At 45.4% G+C, this 18,346-nt stretch carries 13 protein-coding genes and 1 pseudogene; 2 read left to right on the top strand and 12 right to left on the bottom strand.

Features of this window, described 5'->3' with window-relative positions:
- Positions 1-136, top strand: a pseudogene (locus EXZ60_RS11825) (IS4 family transposase); the annotation flags it as partial.
- 146 nt (positions 137-282) lie between these two features.
- On the opposite strand, the gene carB reads toward EXZ60_RS11825, so the two are convergent.
- The 5 genes from carB to secA all read right to left on the bottom strand — a co-directional run bounded on the left by carB (position 283) and on the right by secA (position 9,295).
- The gene (gene carB / locus EXZ60_RS11820) at positions 283-3,513 is read right to left on the bottom strand and encodes a carbamoyl-phosphate synthase large subunit (RefSeq protein WP_010317985.1); all 3,231 of its coding nucleotides are present in this window, start codon (positions 3,511-3,513) and stop codon (positions 283-285) included.
- A 16-nt stretch (positions 3,514-3,529) separates the two neighbouring features.
- On the bottom strand, positions 3,530-4,669 hold the full coding sequence (gene carA, locus EXZ60_RS11815) for a glutamine-hydrolyzing carbamoyl-phosphate synthase small subunit (protein ID WP_017047461.1): 1,140 nt from the start codon (positions 4,667-4,669) through the stop codon (positions 3,530-3,532).
- A gap of 482 nt (positions 4,670-5,151) precedes the next feature.
- On the bottom strand, positions 5,152-5,961 hold the full coding sequence (gene dapB / locus EXZ60_RS11810; protein WP_026027267.1) for a 4-hydroxy-tetrahydrodipicolinate reductase: 810 nt from the start codon (positions 5,959-5,961) through the stop codon (positions 5,152-5,154).
- A gap of 104 nt (positions 5,962-6,065) precedes the next feature.
- Positions 6,066-6,464 (bottom strand): 8-oxo-dGTP diphosphatase MutT, encoded by a 399-nt coding sequence (mutT, locus tag EXZ60_RS11805; protein WP_026027953.1) that lies wholly within the window; start codon positions 6,462-6,464, stop codon positions 6,066-6,068.
- A 104-nt stretch (positions 6,465-6,568) separates the two neighbouring features.
- Positions 6,569-9,295: a preprotein translocase subunit SecA gene (secA, locus tag EXZ60_RS11800; RefSeq protein ID WP_277435735.1), complete on the bottom strand. Its 2,727-nt coding sequence runs from the start codon at positions 9,293-9,295 to the stop codon at positions 6,569-6,571.
- Positions 9,296-9,619: 324 nt separating this feature from the next.
- Here secA and EXZ60_RS11795 point away from each other — a divergent pair, with 324 nt between their 5' ends.
- The gene (locus tag EXZ60_RS11795; protein WP_017046518.1) at positions 9,620-10,075 is read left to right on the top strand and encodes a DciA family protein; all 456 of its coding nucleotides are present in this window, start codon (positions 9,620-9,622) and stop codon (positions 10,073-10,075) included.
- Between the two features lie 70 nt (positions 10,076-10,145).
- Here EXZ60_RS11795 and lpxC read toward each other — a convergent pair whose 3' ends face one another.
- From lpxC to ftsW, 7 genes are all read right to left on the bottom strand, one after another.
- Positions 10,146-11,063, bottom strand: coding sequence for a UDP-3-O-acyl-N-acetylglucosamine deacetylase (gene lpxC / locus EXZ60_RS11790; protein ID WP_010317993.1), 918 nt, complete (start codon positions 11,061-11,063; stop codon positions 10,146-10,148).
- Between the two features lie 97 nt (positions 11,064-11,160).
- Complete coding sequence (ftsZ, locus tag EXZ60_RS11785; RefSeq protein ID WP_017042647.1) at positions 11,161-12,378, bottom strand: cell division protein FtsZ; 1,218 nt, start codon at positions 12,376-12,378, stop codon at positions 11,161-11,163.
- 30 nt (positions 12,379-12,408) lie between these two features.
- Positions 12,409-13,671 carry a cell division protein FtsA gene (gene ftsA / locus EXZ60_RS11780; protein ID WP_010317995.1) on the bottom strand — a complete coding sequence of 421 codons (1,263 nt, stop codon included), beginning with the start codon at positions 13,669-13,671 and terminating at the stop codon, positions 12,409-12,411.
- Positions 13,664-14,437 carry a cell division protein FtsQ/DivIB gene (locus EXZ60_RS11775; RefSeq protein WP_088718004.1) on the bottom strand — a complete coding sequence of 258 codons (774 nt, stop codon included), beginning with the start codon at positions 14,435-14,437 and terminating at the stop codon, positions 13,664-13,666. The genes ftsA and EXZ60_RS11775 overlap by 8 nt, the downstream gene beginning before the upstream one ends.
- A 188-nt stretch (positions 14,438-14,625) precedes the next feature.
- Complete coding sequence (murC, locus tag EXZ60_RS11770) at positions 14,626-16,086, bottom strand: UDP-N-acetylmuramate--L-alanine ligase (protein ID WP_013856083.1); 1,461 nt, start codon at positions 16,084-16,086, stop codon at positions 14,626-14,628.
- Between the two features lie 13 nt (positions 16,087-16,099).
- On the bottom strand, positions 16,100-17,161 hold the full coding sequence (gene murG / locus EXZ60_RS11765; RefSeq protein WP_277435734.1) for an undecaprenyldiphospho-muramoylpentapeptide beta-N-acetylglucosaminyltransferase: 1,062 nt from the start codon (positions 17,159-17,161) through the stop codon (positions 16,100-16,102).
- Entirely contained in the window at positions 17,148-18,323 is a 1,176-nt protein-coding gene (ftsW, locus tag EXZ60_RS11760) for a cell division protein FtsW (protein ID WP_038198341.1), read from the bottom strand. The genes murG and ftsW overlap by 14 nt, the downstream gene beginning before the upstream one ends.
- Positions 18,324-18,346 lie beyond the last annotated feature (23 nt).

Raw genomic sequence — 18,346 nt, 5'->3', positions numbered from 1 at the left:
ACCTCGTCAGTTAAAGGGTTTTCACAACATGGCTGAAAGCTTAATACTTGAAGGGCGAAGGGAAAGAACATTCCCTAGAACAGTTAAGCCTAGACCACAACGGTATGCTAAGAACAAAAATGCCGTTAACTCTTAAGTGAACGGCATTAATCCTCTAGGCCAAATCTCTTCTTCATTGGTAAAACGATTCAATTCGGCCGAATAAAAAAAGCCCGCTTAATTCAGCGGGCAATGAGGTTGTCATGTAGGTCTTAGACCTACTGATTTATTATTTTTTAACGCTTATGCTAAGTGTGCTTTCACTTGCGCGTGTAACTCTTGCACTGACGTAACTGATGACTTCGCATCGGCCGTATGAGACATACAGGTTGCAAAGGCAGCATTCAGTGTTGTGGTGTAGTTGACTTTTTGTGCTAATGCTCCACGACGAAGAACTTTAGAATCTTCAATCGCTTGACGCCCCTCGGCTGTATTAATGATGTAGGTGTATTCATTATTCTTAATACGGTCAAGAATATGAGGGCGACCTTCATGCACTTTATTCACCAAACGTGGGTTAATACCGGCTTCACCTAAAATTACAGCTGTACCGTGGGTAGCATCAAGCTGATAACCTAATTTCACCAGTTTCGACGCTAAATCAACCACACGCTGTTTATCACCTTCACGTACAGAGAGCAGAGCTCGGCCGCCTTCAGGATAAACATTACCGCAACCTAATTCCGCTTTTGCATAAGCTTCAGCAAACGTTGCACCCACACCCATCACTTCACCCGTTGAACGCATTTCAGGGCCAAGCAGTGGGTCAACACCAGGGAATTTATTAAATGGCAGAACCACTTCTTTCACTGAGTAGTAAGGCGGGATGATCTCTTTAGTAAAGCCTTGTGACTCTAGAGACTGCCCTGCCATCACGCGCGCGGCAATTTTAGCAAGCGGTGCGCCCGTTGCTTTTGACACAAACGGTACAGTACGAGCGGCACGAGGGTTCACTTCAATCAGGTAAACTTGATTATCTTTAACCGCAAACTGCGTGTTCATTAAGCCACGAACGCCCAATTCAAACGCCAGCTTCTCAACTTGTTCACGCATCACATCTTGGATTTCTTGGCTTAACGTGTAAGCCGGTAGAGAGCAAGCTGAGTCACCAGAGTGAACACCCGCTTGTTCAATGTGCTCCATGATGCCGCCAATGACGACACGCTCACCATCACAAATCGCATCGATATCAACTTCAATTGCATCATCAAGGAAACGATCAAGCAGTACTGGGGATTCGTTCGACACACTGACCGCTTCGTTAAAGTAACGACGCAGATCTTGTTCGTCATAGACGATTTCCATCGCACGGCCACCAAGAACATAAGACGGACGTACCACCAGCGGGAAGCCGATGTCTTTCGATTTTTCAATCGCCTGTTCCATCGTGGTCACTGTTGCGTTTTCTGGCTGCAGCAGACCTAAACGCTCAACCGCTTGCTGGAAACGCTCACGATCTTCGGCGCGGTCAATCGCATCTGGGCTAGTACCAATGATAGGCACTCCAGCGGCTTCAAGGGCACGAGCCAATTTCAGCGGTGTTTGACCACCGTATTGCACGATGACGCCTTTAGGTTTTTCAACACGAACAATCGCCAATACATCTTCGAGTGTCACTGGTTCAAAATAGAGGCGATCGGAGGTGTCATAGTCTGTTGAAACCGTTTCTGGGTTACAGTTAACCATGATGGTTTCATAACCATCTTCGCGTAGCGCGAGTGAGGCGTGAACACAACAGTAATCAAACTCGATACCTTGACCAATACGGTTTGGACCACCGCCGAGCACCATGATTTTGTCTCTATCGGTCGGTTGTGCTTCACATTCATCATCATAAGAGGAGTACATGTAAGCCGTATCAGACGAAAACTCCGCCGCGCAAGTATCGACACGCTTGTAAACCGGATGAATATTATATTGGTCACGCATGCGGCGAATTTCACTTTCAGCCACGCCAAGCAGTGAAGAGAGACGCGCATCCGCAAAACCTTTGCGCTTCATCTTGCGTAGAACATCCGCATTTAAGCCAGCAAAACCGCCCGCTTTGACTTCTTGTTCCATTTTGACCAGTTCTTCGATTTGTACCAAGAACCAGCGATCAACGTTAGTCAGGTTAAAGACCCCATCCACAGACAAACCAGCACGGAAAGCATCTGCGATATACCAAATACGCTCAGCACCCGCTTCTTTCAGCTCATGGCGAATTTTAGTCAGTGCATCTGGTGCGTCTAAATCAACCATTTCGTCTAGGCCGTTTACGCCAATTTCAAGCCCACGCAGTGCTTTTTGCAGCGATTCTTGTTGGTTACGACCAATCGCCATCACTTCGCCCACCGACTTCATTTGCGTGGTTAAGCGATCGTTAGCACCGGCAAATTTTTCGAAGTTAAAGCGAGGGATTTTCGTCACAACATAATCAATAGTTGGTTCAAACGACGCTGGGGTTGCACCACCAGTAATGTCGTTCATTAACTCGTCAAGTGTGAAACCTACCGCCAATTTGGCTGCAACTTTGGCAATAGGGAAGCCCGTCGCTTTAGATGCAAGAGCCGAAGAGCGAGAAACACGTGGGTTCATCTCGATGATCACCATGCGGCCATCTTTCGGGTTGATACCAAACTGTACGTTCGACCCCCCCGTTTCCACACCGATTTCACGCAGTACGGCTAGCGATGCGTTACGCATGATCTGATATTCTTTGTCAGTTAGCGTTTGCGCAGGAGCTACCGTGATCGAGTCCCCCGTGTGAATACCCATTGGGTCAAAGTTTTCAATCGCACAGACTATGATGCAGTTGTCCGCTTTATCGCGAACCACTTCCATTTCGTACTCTTTCCAACCGATGAGTGATTCATCAATCAACAACTCGTTGGTTGGCGAAAGATCAAGGCCACGGCGGCAAATCTCTTCAAACTCTTCTTTGTTGTAAGCGATACCGCCGCCGGTTCCACCCATAGTAAATGAAGGGCGAATAATGCAAGGGAAACCCACCATCTCTTGAACGCGGTAAGCTTCTTCCATAGTTTTTGCCGTATCAGCGCGAGGACAAGCTAAGCCGATTGACTTCATCGCTTTATCAAAGCGAGAACGATCTTCCGCTTTATCAATCGCATCAGCCGTTGCGCCAATCATCTCAACGCCAAACTCAGCCAGAACACCATGCTTTTCCAGTTCAAGTGCACAGTTCAATGCAGTTTGGCCACCCATGGTCGGTAATACCGCGTCTGGGCGCTCTTTTTCGATGATTTTACGCACTACTTCCCAATGGATAGGCTCAATATAAGTCGCATCGGCCATCTCTGGGTCAGTCATGATAGTGGCAGGGTTCGAGTTAACCAAAATCACTCGGTAACCTTCTTCACGCAGGGCTTTACATGCTTGAGCGCCAGAGTAGTCAAACTCACAAGCCTGACCGATTACAATCGGGCCAGCACCTAGAATTAGAATACTTTTAATGTCAGTACGTTTTGGCATTGTCTACTACTCCGAATTACGCTGTGTGCTTTTTAATTAGTTCAATAAAATGGTCAAACAAAGGGGCGGCATCGTGCGGGCCAGGACTCGCTTCAGGGTGTCCCTGAAAGCTAAAGGCTGGCTTATCGGTGCGGTGAATTCCTTGTAGTGAACCATCAAATAGCGATTTGTGCGTTGCACGAAGCGTGATAGGCAGCGTTGCTTCATCAGCAGCAAAACCGTGGTTTTGTGCCGTAATCATCACCACATTACGATCCAAATCTTTCACTGGATGGTTCGCGCCATGGTGGCCAAATTTCATTTTTACTGTTTTTGCACCAGACGCCAATGCCAAAATTTGATGTCCTAAACAGATACCAAAAATAGGCAGTCCTTTCTCTAAGAACACTTTGGTTGCTTCAATCGCATAAGTACATGGTTCTGGGTCGCCAGGGCCATTTGATAAAAAGACACCATCAGGTTTCAGCGCTAGAACTTCTTCAGCCGAGGTTTGTGCTGGTACCACAGTTAGGCGGCATCCTCGGTCAACCAACATACGGAGGATATTGCGCTTTGCACCGAAATCGTAGGCAACAACGTGATAGGGCAACTCGCTGTCATCTTTCGCTTCAGGAAGTCCACCTTCGAGCGTCCACGAACCTTGTTTCCATTGGTACGCTTCTTTTGTTGTAACTTCTTTCGCAAGATCCATTCCTTTTAAACCGGGGAACTCTTTGGCTTTTACCAGCGCCAATGCTTCATCTAAATGGTCACCTGCCATAATGCAGCCATTCTGAGCTCCTTTTTCACGCAAAATGCGCGTTAGCTTGCGCGTGTCGATATCGGCAATGCCCACAATATTTTGTGATTTAAGGTAGTCAGAAAGGGAAAGTTCATTACGGAAGTTAGAAGCGATAAGAGGGAGATCGCGAATCACAAGGCCTTGTGCATGGATAGAAGAGGATTCTTCGTCTTCGGAATTGGTTCCGGTATTGCCTATGTGGGGGTAAGTAAGAGTAACGATTTGTTGAGAATAGGAAGGATCAGTGAGGATTTCTTGGTACCCCGTCATCGAGGTATTAAAGACGACTTCACCAACGGATATTCCATCAGCGCCAATGGATACACCGTGGAACACCGTCCCATCTTCTAGGACTAACAGTGCTGACTTACTCAAGACAACCTCCAGAATAAAAATGCAAAAAATATAAATTAAACTGCAAACCTGTCTTCCTTAAGGCCATAAAGTCGCGCCATAGGGTGATTTAGACAAATTGGCGGTATTCTAATGACCACCATGATTACTGTCAACATTTCATAATAAATTAAGGCAACATTTAAAGCGTTAGAGATAAAAAGCGAACCTAAGACAGCAAAAAAATAGGTTTGATGAGTAAAAAAATGAGAATGGAGGAATTAGAATCAGCAAACTGAAACTCTTTGATGCATTTTAAACAATCAACGATAAACAAAATCACGCAAACGTTAATCAAGCAGAGAATAAGTGCAATTTCAGAGATCTAAAACAAAAAGAAAGCAATACCAACTAAAAATACAACAAAAGTAAGTCAGTAAAGTGAAAATAAAGAGAGATAATTAAATCGGTAAAAAGAGGTGTAACAAAGATGCGCCAGCAAACACTGACGCATAATTATGTAATCAAAGATCGTTCAAACCTAACACGTCAGTCATGCTATAAAAACCCGCAGGTTTATCAGCAAGCCAAACCGCCGCTCTCACTGCACCATTGGCAAAAGTCATACGATCCGTCGCTTTATGGGTGATTTCTACACGTTCACCGATATCAGCGAACATCGCGGTATGCTCACCCACGATATCGCCAGCACGAATCGTAGCAAAACCAATCTCATTTTTAGTACGTTCACCGGTAATACCTTCTCGCGCATAGACGGCAACGTCACTCAGTTGGTTGCCCATAGCATTAGCAATCGCCTCTCCCATGCCAATTGCGGTTCCTGACGGAGCATCCACTTTATGACGATGGTGGGCTTCAATTATCTCAATATCACAGTAATCACCCATCACTTTAGCCGCTTTTTCAAGCAATTTGAAAACAAGGTTAACCCCAACGCTGTAGTTAGGAGCCATGACAATCGCAATCTGTTGTGCGGCAGCATTGATTTGTGCTCTTTCTGCTTCAGAAAAGCCCGTTGTGCCAATCACTAGCTTCTTACCGTGTTTTTTACATAACTCAATATTGGCTAAGGTGCTCACAGGAGCTGTAAAATCAATGATGACATCGAAGTTATCTACGGCATTCTCTAGGTTATCCACCAACGCGATATCAAATCGCCCTTCACCGCATAACTCACCGATATCAACCCCAACCAACGAGGACTCAGGACGCTCTGAGCCCGCACCCACTCGAGCATGGTTATTTTGATAAGTGGCTTTCACCAAATTGCGGCCCATTCGACCCGCCGCTCCTGCAATCGCAATTCTCACCATTGCGTTATTCTCCATTGTGACGACATCAGCTTAAGCTTGCATCGTTTCTCTTCGTTCAAGGTGTTTCTGTAAACTATCAACATTTGCTTGTGGTGGCTAGCGACTTAGGCAAACTCTTTCATTACGCGCTCGACGATGGGCGCATTGGCTTCAGGAAATGAATAGTTTGCCAACTCAGAAACCGCTACCCATTCTCCTTGCTGCCCTTCTTTACCATACGGCTGATGATCAAATTGTGTCACGCAAATAAAATCAAAAGTTAAGGACTTGTCTGAATAGTCAAACTCAAGGTATTGGTAAGGAGATTGCTCAGTAATATGAATACCAATCTCTTCATCTAGCTCGCGGAAAATGGCTTGTTCAATCGTTTCTCCCGCTTCAACTTTGCCGCCAGGGAACTCCCAAAAACCGCCTTTGTGAAGATGATCTGGTCGTTTGGTAATGTAAATTTCTGATTTATCGCTATTGAAGATAATAGCCGCAACAATATGAACACGTTTCATAAAGACTCCGATTCGGCGACTTCCCAACCTAGAAAATAAAGATGAGAAATATTGAGTTAAAAAAAGAGTCGCCTAAGCGACTCTTGGGGTGATCATTCAAGGGATCAGTTGATCTGTCCGTGGCACTGTTTGTACTTTTTACCGCTACCACAAGGGCAAGGCTCATTACGACCGACTTTACGCTCTTCACGAACCATAGGCTGGTGTCCTTGATCTTCAGAAGCTTCATCTGCAACCGAACTATCGGCACTTTGGTGCTGGAACTGTTGGCGACGCGCGGCTTCTTCCGCCTGCGCTTGACGCTGTGCTTCCATACGTTCAACTTCTTCTTGCTGCTGTACGCGCACCTTCGACAAGATAGTAATCACATCGGTTTTTAAAGAATTCAGTAGTTCTTCAAACAGCTCAAACGACTCACGCTTGTACTCTTGTTTTGGGTTTTTCTGCGCGTAACCACGTAAGTGGATGCCTTGGCGCAAATGATCCATCGCCGCTAGATGCTCTTTCCACAAGGTATCCAGAGTTTGTAGCATGACCGATTTTTCAAAATTACGCAGAACAGAAGCCCCAACCGCTTTCTCTTTTTCACGGTACACACTAACCGCTTGTTCAAGAATACGTTCACGCAGCGCTTCTTCGTACAATTTATCATCAGCATCTAGCCATTGCTGTAATGGCAGCTCTAAATCAAAATCGTTTTTCAAACGATCTTCCAATCCTTTAACATCCCACATATCCTCAAGTGATTGTGGCGGAATGTATTCGTCAATAACGGAAGTCAGAACATCTTGACGATTCTGCTCAATCATTTCGCTGATATCGTCTGCTTCCATGAGCTCATCACGCAGCTCATAAACTACTTTACGTTGATCGTTAGCAACATCATCGTATTCAAGAAGCTGTTTACGAATATCAAAGTTACGTCCTTCGACTTTACGTTGCGCTTTTTCAATCGAGCGAGAAAGCATCTTACTTTCGATCGCTTCACCTTCATCCATACCACTTTGGATAAGGCTTGCCATACGATCTGAGGTGAAGATACGCAGCAGTGAATCTTCCATCGATAGATAGAAACGTGAAGAACCCGCATCCCCTTGACGACCAGAACGACCACGTAACTGGTTATCGATACGACGAGATTCGTGGCGTTCAGTACCAATGATGTGCAGACCACCAGCGGCTAACACTTGGTTATGAACCTCTTTCCACTTCGCTTTGATCTCATCGATCTGCTCTTGTGTTGGATTCTCTAGCTGCTCAATTTGTGCCTGCCAGCTGCCGCCCAATACAATATCAGTACCACGACCAGCCATGTTAGTCGCAATCGTCACCGCGCCCGGAATACCCGCTTGCGCTACAATTTCTGCTTCTTTTTCATGGAATTTCGCGTTAAGCACGTTATGTTTCACTTTAGCTTGCTTCAACGCATTAGAAAGTAGTTCAGATTTCTCAATCGAAACCGTACCGACGAGGGTTGGTTGACCTTTTGCAACACGCGCTTTGATGTCTTCAATGATCGCCGCAAATTTTTCAGCTTCAGTGCGATACACCACATCAGGCATATCATCACGAACCATAGGTTTATTGGTTGGGATCACCACGGTTTCCAAACCGTAAATCGATTGGAATTCGAACGCTTCGGTATCGGCAGTGCCCGTCATACCAGAAAGTTTTTCGTATAAACGGAAATAGTTTTGGAAGGTGATCGACGCAAGAGTCTGGTTCTCGTTTTGGATTTTAACACCTTCTTTCGCCTCGACAGCTTGGTGTAAACCTTCAGACCAACGACGACCTGGCATGGTGCGGCCAGTGTGCTCATCAACGATGACCACTTCGTCCTCTTCTGTCACGATGTAATCAACGTTTTTCTCAAATAACACATGCGCACGCAATGCGGCATTGACGTGGTGAAGTAAGCTAATGTTCGTGGGTGAATAAAGAGTATCGCCCTCTTCCATCAAACCATTTTTCACCATTAACTCTTCAACAAATTCTTGACCCGTTTCAGTCAAATGAACTTGTTTTGATTTTTCGTCAACCGTGTAGTGACCATCACCACGATACTCTTCAGAATCTTCTTTATCTTGCTTTTGCAGAAGTGGAATGAGGGTATTAATGCGGATGTACAACTCAGAACTATCTTCTGCAGGACCCGAGATGATCAACGGCGTTCGCGCTTCATCAATAAGAATCGAGTCCACTTCATCGACTACAGCAAAGAAACGTTCACGCTGTACACGGTCTTCTTTGCGGAAAGCCATGTTGTCACGTAAGTAATCGAAACCAAACTCGTTATTGGTCCCGTAAAGAATATCGGCTTGATAAGAAAGTTTTTTCTCTTGTGGTGGCATATTGGGTACGTTAATACCGACCGTCATGCCTAAAAACTCAAACAGTGGGCGGTTTGTTTCTGCGTCACGTTTAGCAAGATAATCGTTGACAGTAACAATGTGCACGCCTTTGCCAGGCAAGGCATTGAGATACGCAGGTAAAGTCGCGGTTAACGTTTTACCTTCACCAGTGCGCATTTCTGCGATTTGACCCGCGTTGAGAACCATACCGCCGATCAACTGTACGTCGAAGTGACGCATACCATATACGCGCTTGGACGCTTCACGCACGGTGGCAAATGCTTCAGGAAGTAATTGGTCTAAGGTTTCACCTTGCTCTAAACGTTGACGAAACTCAACCGTTTTGGCTTTTAATTCTTCATCAGTTAGTGCTTCAAAAGTAGGCTCGTAGCTGTTGATCTCTTTGACAATTTTTTTAAGGCGGCGCAGCGTTCTGTCATTGCGACTGCCAATAACCTTTGTCAGTAGCTTAGTTATCATGTGTCAGGAATCTCTCTTTATTAGATCGTTTTCGATCTACTCTTAATGCCGTCAGTCTCTACCAGTTTTGAACTAAGGATACTGAGATAAATCATGTATCACAGATATTGTGACGGTGAGGTTTATTTTCAAGGTATTAAATAATTATGTAACGCATAGTGTAAGGAATTTTTGCGGCAACAACCAATAGCAAAACTATTTGTTTGAAGCACACTTAATATTTTTACGCTTTTTGAGCACTGTTTAAGCAATAAAATAGATTTATTACTATACGCATCATAGGCACCACAATAGAATTGAATGGCAACTTAAGAGGGAGACACCATGCGCGATCACCGTCCCACGTTAACGAAAGAGCTGATCAGCGATTCATCTCTGAAAAAAATACAGCAACATGCCACCGAGATCCTCGCTTTAAATAAAGTGCTCAATAAGTTGCTTCCTAAAGGAACGGCCGATCATGTCCGAGCCGCTAATGTGCGCGGTGGGCACTTAATCGTTGAAGTGGCCAGTGCATCAATAAAAATGAAGCTTGATTATGACCGATTACACATTTTGAATCAGTTACGCAACCAAGGATTTGCCAAATTGATCAGCATTGAGCTCAAGATAAACCCAGCGCTCTATCGTAATCGTGGTATGAAAGAAGAAAAAGAAACGGTCGCTCGCCCACCACTATCTGAAAATACGGCCCAGGCATTACTGATGGTGGCGAGTAGCGCTTCCCCTAAAGTCAAAAAACGTTTGGAAAATTTAGCGAAATTGGCTAGGCCCAAATAAGCGTCATCAATGAATTAGTACAAATAAAAAGGCCAGACAGTTGTCTGGCCTTTTTATTTAAAAATTGCTATTAAGCGAGAACCATATTTGGTTCAGCAAACGCCACTGGAGAGCCAACTTCTTCTTCAAAAGTAGCCCATTCCCACGCCTCTTGGTCGGCTAAGACCGCACGCAGTAGCTGGTTATTTAAACCATGGCCTGATTTATAAGCACGGAACTCACCCACAATGGAATGACCACACATGTACAAGTCACCAATGGCATCCAATACTTTATGAGTGACAAACTCATTGGCAAAACGCAAACCTTCTTCATTGAGAATACGGTATTCATCTAATACGATGGCGCAATCAAAGCTACCACCTAAACAGAGGTTTTGCGATTGTAGGTACTCAATGTCACGCATGAAACCAAAAGTACGAGCTCTTGAAATTTCTTTGACGAAACCTTGCGAGGAAAAATCAAACACCATGCGTTGTTCATCAGAATCGATAGCGGGATGTTGAAAGTCAATCTCAAAATCCATACGAAAACCGTTATGAGGTACAAGTTCCGCCCACTTATCACCATCTTCAAATCGAACTGGTTTCTTAATTCGAATAAAACGTTTTGGTGTATTCAGCGTTTGAATGCCCGCTTGTTGTAGCAAGTAAACAAATGGGCTAGCACTACCATCCATAATAGGAATTTCAGGTGCGTCAACTTCGATGATAACGTTGTCGATTCCCATGCCCGCTAATGCTGCATTTAAGTGCTCAACAGTAGAGATACGGATACCTTCATCGTTGACCAAAGCAGTACATAGCATGGTATCGCGAACAGATTCAGGGTCCGCAGGGAAGTCTACTGGAGGATTGACATCAGTACGGCGGTAAATGATCCCAGTGTTTGCAGCAGCAGGGCGAAGCGTTAATGTGACTTTACGACCAGAGTGTAAGCCTACCCCAGTTGTTTTCACTATTTCTTTCAGAGTTCGTTGTCTGATCATCTACTTGCCTCTATGTCAGTGCGACAAAACACGGTCGGTAAAGCACCGACCGCGAATGCTACCATAATTTTGAACAGTGTCAAATTATGTCTAATTGTTAATCAGCCTGACGACGTAAAAATGCTGGGATATCAAGATATCCATTTTCCTTATCTGCTTTCGGTGCCGTATTTTGGCTTGCACCGGAAGAAGATGAAACAGTTGACGACGATGCTGATTGCGGTTTCACTTCTGCTCTTTCTTGCAAAGGCTGTGCCGTTTTTTCTTCGATTTTCGCTGCTTGCTGAACCATTTGTGGTTGAACTGCTGGTGCGACTTTGGCTTTACCGCCTGCAACTAAAGTAATGTCTGGCTTTTTCTCATTGCCAATACCCGTTGCAACGACAGTCACGCGAATTTCGTCTGCCATATCAGGATCTAACGAAGTACCGATGACAACTGTCGCATTGTCAGACGCAAACGCCTTAACAGTATTACCGACGGTTTCAAATTCGTCTAGTCGCATATCCAAACCAGCAGTAATATTGACCAACACGCCACGAGCGCCTGCAAGATCAATATCTTCCAAAAGAGGGCTAGAAATTGCCATCTCTGCCGCTTCTTCAGCACGATCTTCGCCGCGAGCCACTCCACTACCCATCATCGCGTGGCCCATTTCTGACATCACAGTACGTACGTCAGCAAAGTCCACGTTAATCATGCCTGGGCGTGTAATTAGCTCTGCAATACCTTGCACTGCATTTTTAAGTACATCATTCGCACTCGCAAATGCTTCGAGTAAGGTAATACCACGACCTAACACTTTCAGTAGTTTTTCATTAGGAATGGTAATCAAAGAGTCAACGTGTTTTGACAACTCTTCAATACCTTGCTCAGCAAATGCCAAACGTTTTTTTCCTTCAAAACTGAAAGGTTTCGTGACAACCGCTACGGTTAAGATACCCAGTTCTTTGGCAACTTCTGCAATAACAGGAGCTGCACCAGTACCTGTACCACCGCCCATACCAGCTGCGATAAACACCATATCGGCACCCATCAGAACTTCTTTAATTCTTTCTCTGTCTTCTAGAGCTGCATCACGTCCAACTTGCGGGTTTGCACCAGCACCCAAACCTTTAGTGATATCACCACCAATTTGAATGACGCTACTTACGCTTGTTTTACGAAGTGCTTGCGCATCGGTATTGACACTGATGAATTCCACGCCTTCGATGGACTCACGCACCATGTGTTCAACAGCGTTACCGCCACCACCACCAACTCCAACGACTTTAATTACAGCATCGTCAGACATTTCCATCATCGGTTCAAACATGTGTTATCTCCGTTTTCCCTGCAACTCAGGTTAAAACTCTTTTTGTATCCAGTTACGCAAACGACCAATTAAGCTCGACATGGATTGGCGTTTCGGTTCGCTGTATTCCGTGTCGTCATTAATTTGGCTCTCTTTCGCATAATGAAGTAAACCAACCGCCGTAGAATGATACGGCTCTTTTACGTAATCTGTAAGGCCACTCACCTCTAAAGGCTTGCCTACGCGAACTTGATTGCGGAAAACGCGTTCCGCACACTCAACCAAACCTTCAATTTGCGCAGCGCCGCCAGTTAAAACAACACCAGCCGCTAAATGGTGTTTAATGCCATTTTTGCGCAATTTGTCTTGGACAGTATCTATAGTTTGGTTAACTAATCCCATTAATTCAGTGTAGCGAGGTTCAATCACTTCCGACAAGGTTTGTCTTTGCAAACTTCGCGAAGGTCTTCCTCCTACACTTGGGACGTTAACGGTATCATCCTTGCTTACCAATTCACTCAGCGCACAGCCATATTTTACTTTAATCTCTTCAGCATCACTGACTGGTGTGCCAAACGCAAAAGCAATATCACTGGTTACTGCGTTTCCTGCATAAGAAAACACTTCAGTATGTCGTAACGCACCACCGGTCCAGATAGCAACATCCATAGTGCCTGCGCCTATATCAATCACGCACACACCTAACTCTCGCTCATCTTCCGTAATAACTGCATTACTTGCCGCTAAACCAGAGTAAACCAGTTGTTCAACTTTTAAACCACAGCGTTCTACCGCTTTGATAATATTTCTCGCCATATCATTATGACAAGAAATAAGATGCACGCTCACTTCCATGCGCACACCTGATAAACCAAGCGGGTTTTTAATTCCCTCTTGGTAATCAATCGTAAATTCTTGAGGAATGACGTGCAATATTCTTTGCTCTTCCCCAATTTTTATTGATTTGGCGGTATGAATCGCTCGATCCATATCCTCTTGAGAAACTTCTTCATCCGAAATAGTTCCCATGCCTTTTTCAATACGGCTCGCAATATGTCGCCCAGATAGAGAGAGAAACACATTACTAATTTGGCATTCCGCCATTAATTCTGCTTGGTCAACCGCTCTTTGGACAGACTTAACGACCGATTCAAGATCGTTAACTCCCCCTTTATCCATCCCACGGGATGGGCTCGTACCAGCGCCAATAATATTAATTTGACCGTCAGGCAGTATTTCACCGACTAAAGCTGACACGGTGGCTGTGCCTATATCAAGACCAACAATAATGTTGTCATCAGCGGTCTTAGTCATTTTTACTCTCTTGTGCTTCTTGTTCAGGGAACCAACCTACTGCGGCTCCTGTATCATATCTAAGATCGATATAGCTAACTTGTTCAGCTTTATTACCTAAATTCTTATACAGCGAAATAAAACGTGCAACTCGCTCATCTAGTGATTCTTTACCTAACTCTAAGCGGATGCCATTATCTAAAATTATTTGCCACGCTCGACGATCGTTGAGTAACAGTGACGATATATTTAAGTTTAATGATTGAAACTTAGGGTTCGTTTTATTCCAAACATCCAGTACTTCGTGACTGGTTCCTTGCGGGCCATAAAGTTTCACTCTATCGCCGTTCAATTGACCAATATCACCATTAAATACCGTGCCATATCCGTCTAACAAAGCGTTGCCATTCCAAATCGCTACCGCTCTATACTCTGTCAGAAACACTTTTATTGTGTCAGGCCATTGTTTACGAATCGATGCATGGGCCACCCACGGGATGACCTGTACACTCGATTGAAGTACGTTAATATCTTGCGACATGAAAGTACCGATATGATCCAACTGAGCAAAAGCGCGCTGCACATCTAGCGAAGATACGTATTGCAAGTCACCTTGTAGAACAATTTTTGAAAGCGGTAGCCTCTGTTCGTCCCACATCCAACTGAGTGTTGAATAAATGAGTGAACTTATCAGCAACAACACCACAAATAAAAAAATAGCGCCAGCGGCGTGATCTTTTATGAGTGGCGAACGGGACACAGCTCGGCTTTCATCGAACACATTCATTAACAAAGCCTGATGTTCCTGTTTCTAAATCGCAATCGCATGCCCTATTTGGTTCACAATAGAGGTAAAAGCACTGACTTTAACCTCCGGATTATACTGAGGTCGCTGAAAGTATCAAACATTGAAAGTAATAAATCTGGACTGGATACCATGTTATTCAATATTGATACACAAATAAGCCATTTAAATTAAACCTGTTGCATTTTACTGATATTCAGTTCGAGCCCCGCTAAATGTTTCGCTACCTTGCCGATATCCCCAGCACCTTGCGTCAGCACGAGGTCACCATCTTGTAATACATTAGCCAGAATCGAAGGCAGTATGGTACTGTCGGGAACAAAAATAGGATCGATTTTACCGCGACTGCGTATCGTTCGACACAACGATCGACCATCGGCTCCCGCAATCGGCTTTTCTCCTGCGGCATAGACATCGAGCATGATCAGCACATCGACTTGCTCCAGTACATTGGCAAAATCATCATACAGATCGCGAGTTCGACTGTAGCGATGAGGTTGGAAAATCATCACTAGCCGTTTTTCTTGCCAACCACTACGCGCCGCCTTAATAGTCACGCCCACCTCGGTCGGATGATGACCATAATCATCAACGAGCATCGCAACCCCATTGCCCGTATCAAACTCGCCCAGATGATCAAAACGACGTCCCGTACCTTGGGTGCTAGCCATCGCTTTTAAAATCGCTTCATCGCTGATGTCGTCTTCCGTTGCCACTGCAATAGCCGCGGAGGCATTAAGCGCATTATGACGACCTGGAATATTAAGCGTGATATCCAGATTGGCTCGTCCCTGTCTGACGACCGTAAACTGGCCTTGTTGCCCCTGCTGATGGTAATTCTCAATCCTGACATCGGCATCATCGGCAAAACCGTAGGTGATCACTTGACGGCTGATACGTGGAATGATTTCACGCACAACAGGATCATCAATACATAATATCGCCTGACCATAAAATGGCAGGTTGTGTAAGAAATCGATGAAGGTCTGTTTGAGCGTTTCAAAATCACCACCATACGTATCCATGTGATCCGCTTCGATGTTAGTCACGATACTAACCATAGGCTGAAGATGAAGGAATGAAGCATCACTTTCGTCAGCTTCAGCAATCAAAATCCGACTTGAACCCAAACGCGCATTGGTGCCAGCGCTTTTGACTAACCCGCCATTAACAAACGTGGGATCTAAACCAGCCTCAGAATAAATTTGCGTAACCAATGCCGTAGTCGTTGTTTTACCATGCGTACCAGCCACCGCAATGCCATGACGAAAACGCATTAATTCCGCCAACATTTCTGCACGACGAACAATAGGAATGCGTCGCTCACGCGCCGCTTTCAGTTCAGGATTTAGCTCATCGATTGCAGTAGAGACTACCACCACGCTGGCGAGTTCAATATTAGTGGCTTGATGACCGATATAAATGATAGCCCCTTTACTTGCCAATCTTTCAGTCACAGGGTTGGAAGCGAGATCAGAGCCGGTAATTTGGTAGCCTTCATTGAGCAATACTTCTGCAATTCCGCTCATTCCCGCCCCACCAATACCGACAAAGTGAATACACTTGACGCGGCGCATCTCTGGCACCATGGCACGGATTTGAGCTAAATCTTGAGTATGTTTAATGGTCATGAAAAATTTCTCGTTATTGGGTAAGTGCGATGATAGCGTCGGCAACGACTTTATCAGCATCCAGTTGTGCGGCTGCACGCGCTTGTTGCGCCATCAACAGCAGATCATGACGCTCAAGAGAAGCAATCTCTTGCGCTAGTTTTTCTACTGTGAGCTGCGGCTGTTCAATCATTTTGGCCGCACCACAAGCGACTAAGTGATCCGCGTTAAGCGCTTGCTGTCGGTCTTTATGCATAAAAGGGATAAATATAGCGCCAACACCGGCCGCTGCCACTTCAGAAACCGTTAATGCTCCCGAGCGGCACACCAGTAAATCAGCCCACGCATAAGCGCCAGCCACATCCTCAATGAACTCGGTAACGTGTGCATTTTTGATCTGAAGCGCGCGATAAGCTTGCTCAACCGACTGTTGATTATGCTTGCCTGCTTGATGGCAAACTTGGTAATTATCGCCAAGCACAGCTAGTACGTCAGGCAAAGTTCGGTTGAGAATCTGCGCACCTTGGCTGCCGCCCATCACGAGAATGCGGATCGGTTCATTTCGCTCAGCAAAGCGTACTTGCGGTGCAGGTAATGTAGCGACATCTTGACGTACAGGATTACCTACGACTTGCGCCTCAGTAAAGGCTCCGGGGAAGGCTTGAAATACGCGTTTGGCAATTTTCGAAAGCCAACGGTTGGTTAACCCTGCTACGGCATTTTGCTCGTGAAGCACAACGGGAATTCCCATAGACCACGCTGCCACGCCACCGGGGCCACTGACGTATCCGCCCATGCCGAGCACCGCATCAGGTTGCCACTGCTTCAAATAACGACGCGCTTGAAAAATCGCGTTCACAATTTGAAAAGGCGCTTTCAGCAAACGCCCTATGCCTTGGCCACGTAAACCTTTGACCTGAATAAAGTCGATCTCAATACCATGTTTAGGCACTAATTCTGCTTCCATCCGATCCGCAGTCCCTAGCCAGCGGATCTCCCAACCTTGCAGTTGGAGCTGTTTAGCCACAGCGAGACCGGGAAAAACATGTCCCCCCGTGCCACCAGCCATAACCATTAAACGTTTATTGTTTATCATTGGATTCTTTTTCTATAGACACTCGATTGCGATCTTTGAGTCGACATTCATGATCAATTCTCAATAAGATCGACACCGCAACCGACATAATAATTAAGCTTGAACCGCCGTAACTGATCAAGGGCAGCGTTAGGCCCTTAGTCGGCACCATACCCGCTGCAGCACCCACATTGACGAGTGTTTGGAATGCAAACCAAATTCCAATACCAAAGGCCAAATAGCCACCAAATTGCTGATCATGCTCAAAGGCTTTTTTACCGATAAACACCGCTTTAAGCACTAGACTAAAAATCAGCAGTAGAACCAGTACAACGCCAATAAAACCGAGCTCTTCAGCCAGCACTGCAAATACGAAATCAGTGTGCGCTTCAGGTAAGTACTCTAGCTTTTGAATCGAGTTACCAAGCCCTTGACCAAACCACTCTCCACGACCAAAGGCCATCAAAGATTGAGTCAATTGATAACCGCTGCCAAACGGGTCTTCCCACGGGTCAAGAAATGAAGTTACACGGCGAATACGGTAAGGCTCTGCCGCAATCAGTGCGATTACCGCAACAATTCCAGCCACCATGAGCGCAATAAATTGTGACAGTTTGGCCCCAGCAATAAACAGCATACCAAACAGAGTCACAAGCATCACAACCACGGTTCCCAAATCTGGCTGACCAAGTAGCAAGATAGCCAAGGTTCCAAACACCATAATCGGTTTCATGAAACCACCAAAAAAGGTTTGCCTCACTTCATCTTGTTTACGAACTAAGTAACCAGCCATGAAAATAAACAGTGACAGTTTCGCGACCTCAGCAGGTTGCAGGTTAAATAACCCCAACGGGATCCAACGCGAGGCACCATTGACCGATTTGCCCGCGAGCAAAACCACAATCAGCAGCATAAAAGAGACGCCAAGTAGCACCGAGCTGTATTGCATCCAACGTTTCATTGGCACTTGCAACACCACACTCGATGTCACGATAGCCAGCATCAAGAAAATGGCGTGACGAAACATAAAGTGAAACGGTTGATCCGTTAAACGCGAACTGATAGGAAACGAAGCCGATGTCACCATCACAAGCCCAGTCAGCATCAAACCTAAAGCAATCCATACCAATTGACGATCAAACAAGGCTTCAGGCGCTTGGCTCTGAAACCATTGACGAGTCATTTTGATGAGGCTTGAAAAGGACA

The sequence above is a fragment of the Vibrio sp. 1151_11 genome (assembly GCF_029478525.1).
GTDB classification, from domain to species: Bacteria; Pseudomonadota; Gammaproteobacteria; order Enterobacterales; family Vibrionaceae; genus Vibrio; species Vibrio anguillarum.
This window is presented reverse-complemented; position numbering and strand designations above follow the sequence as displayed.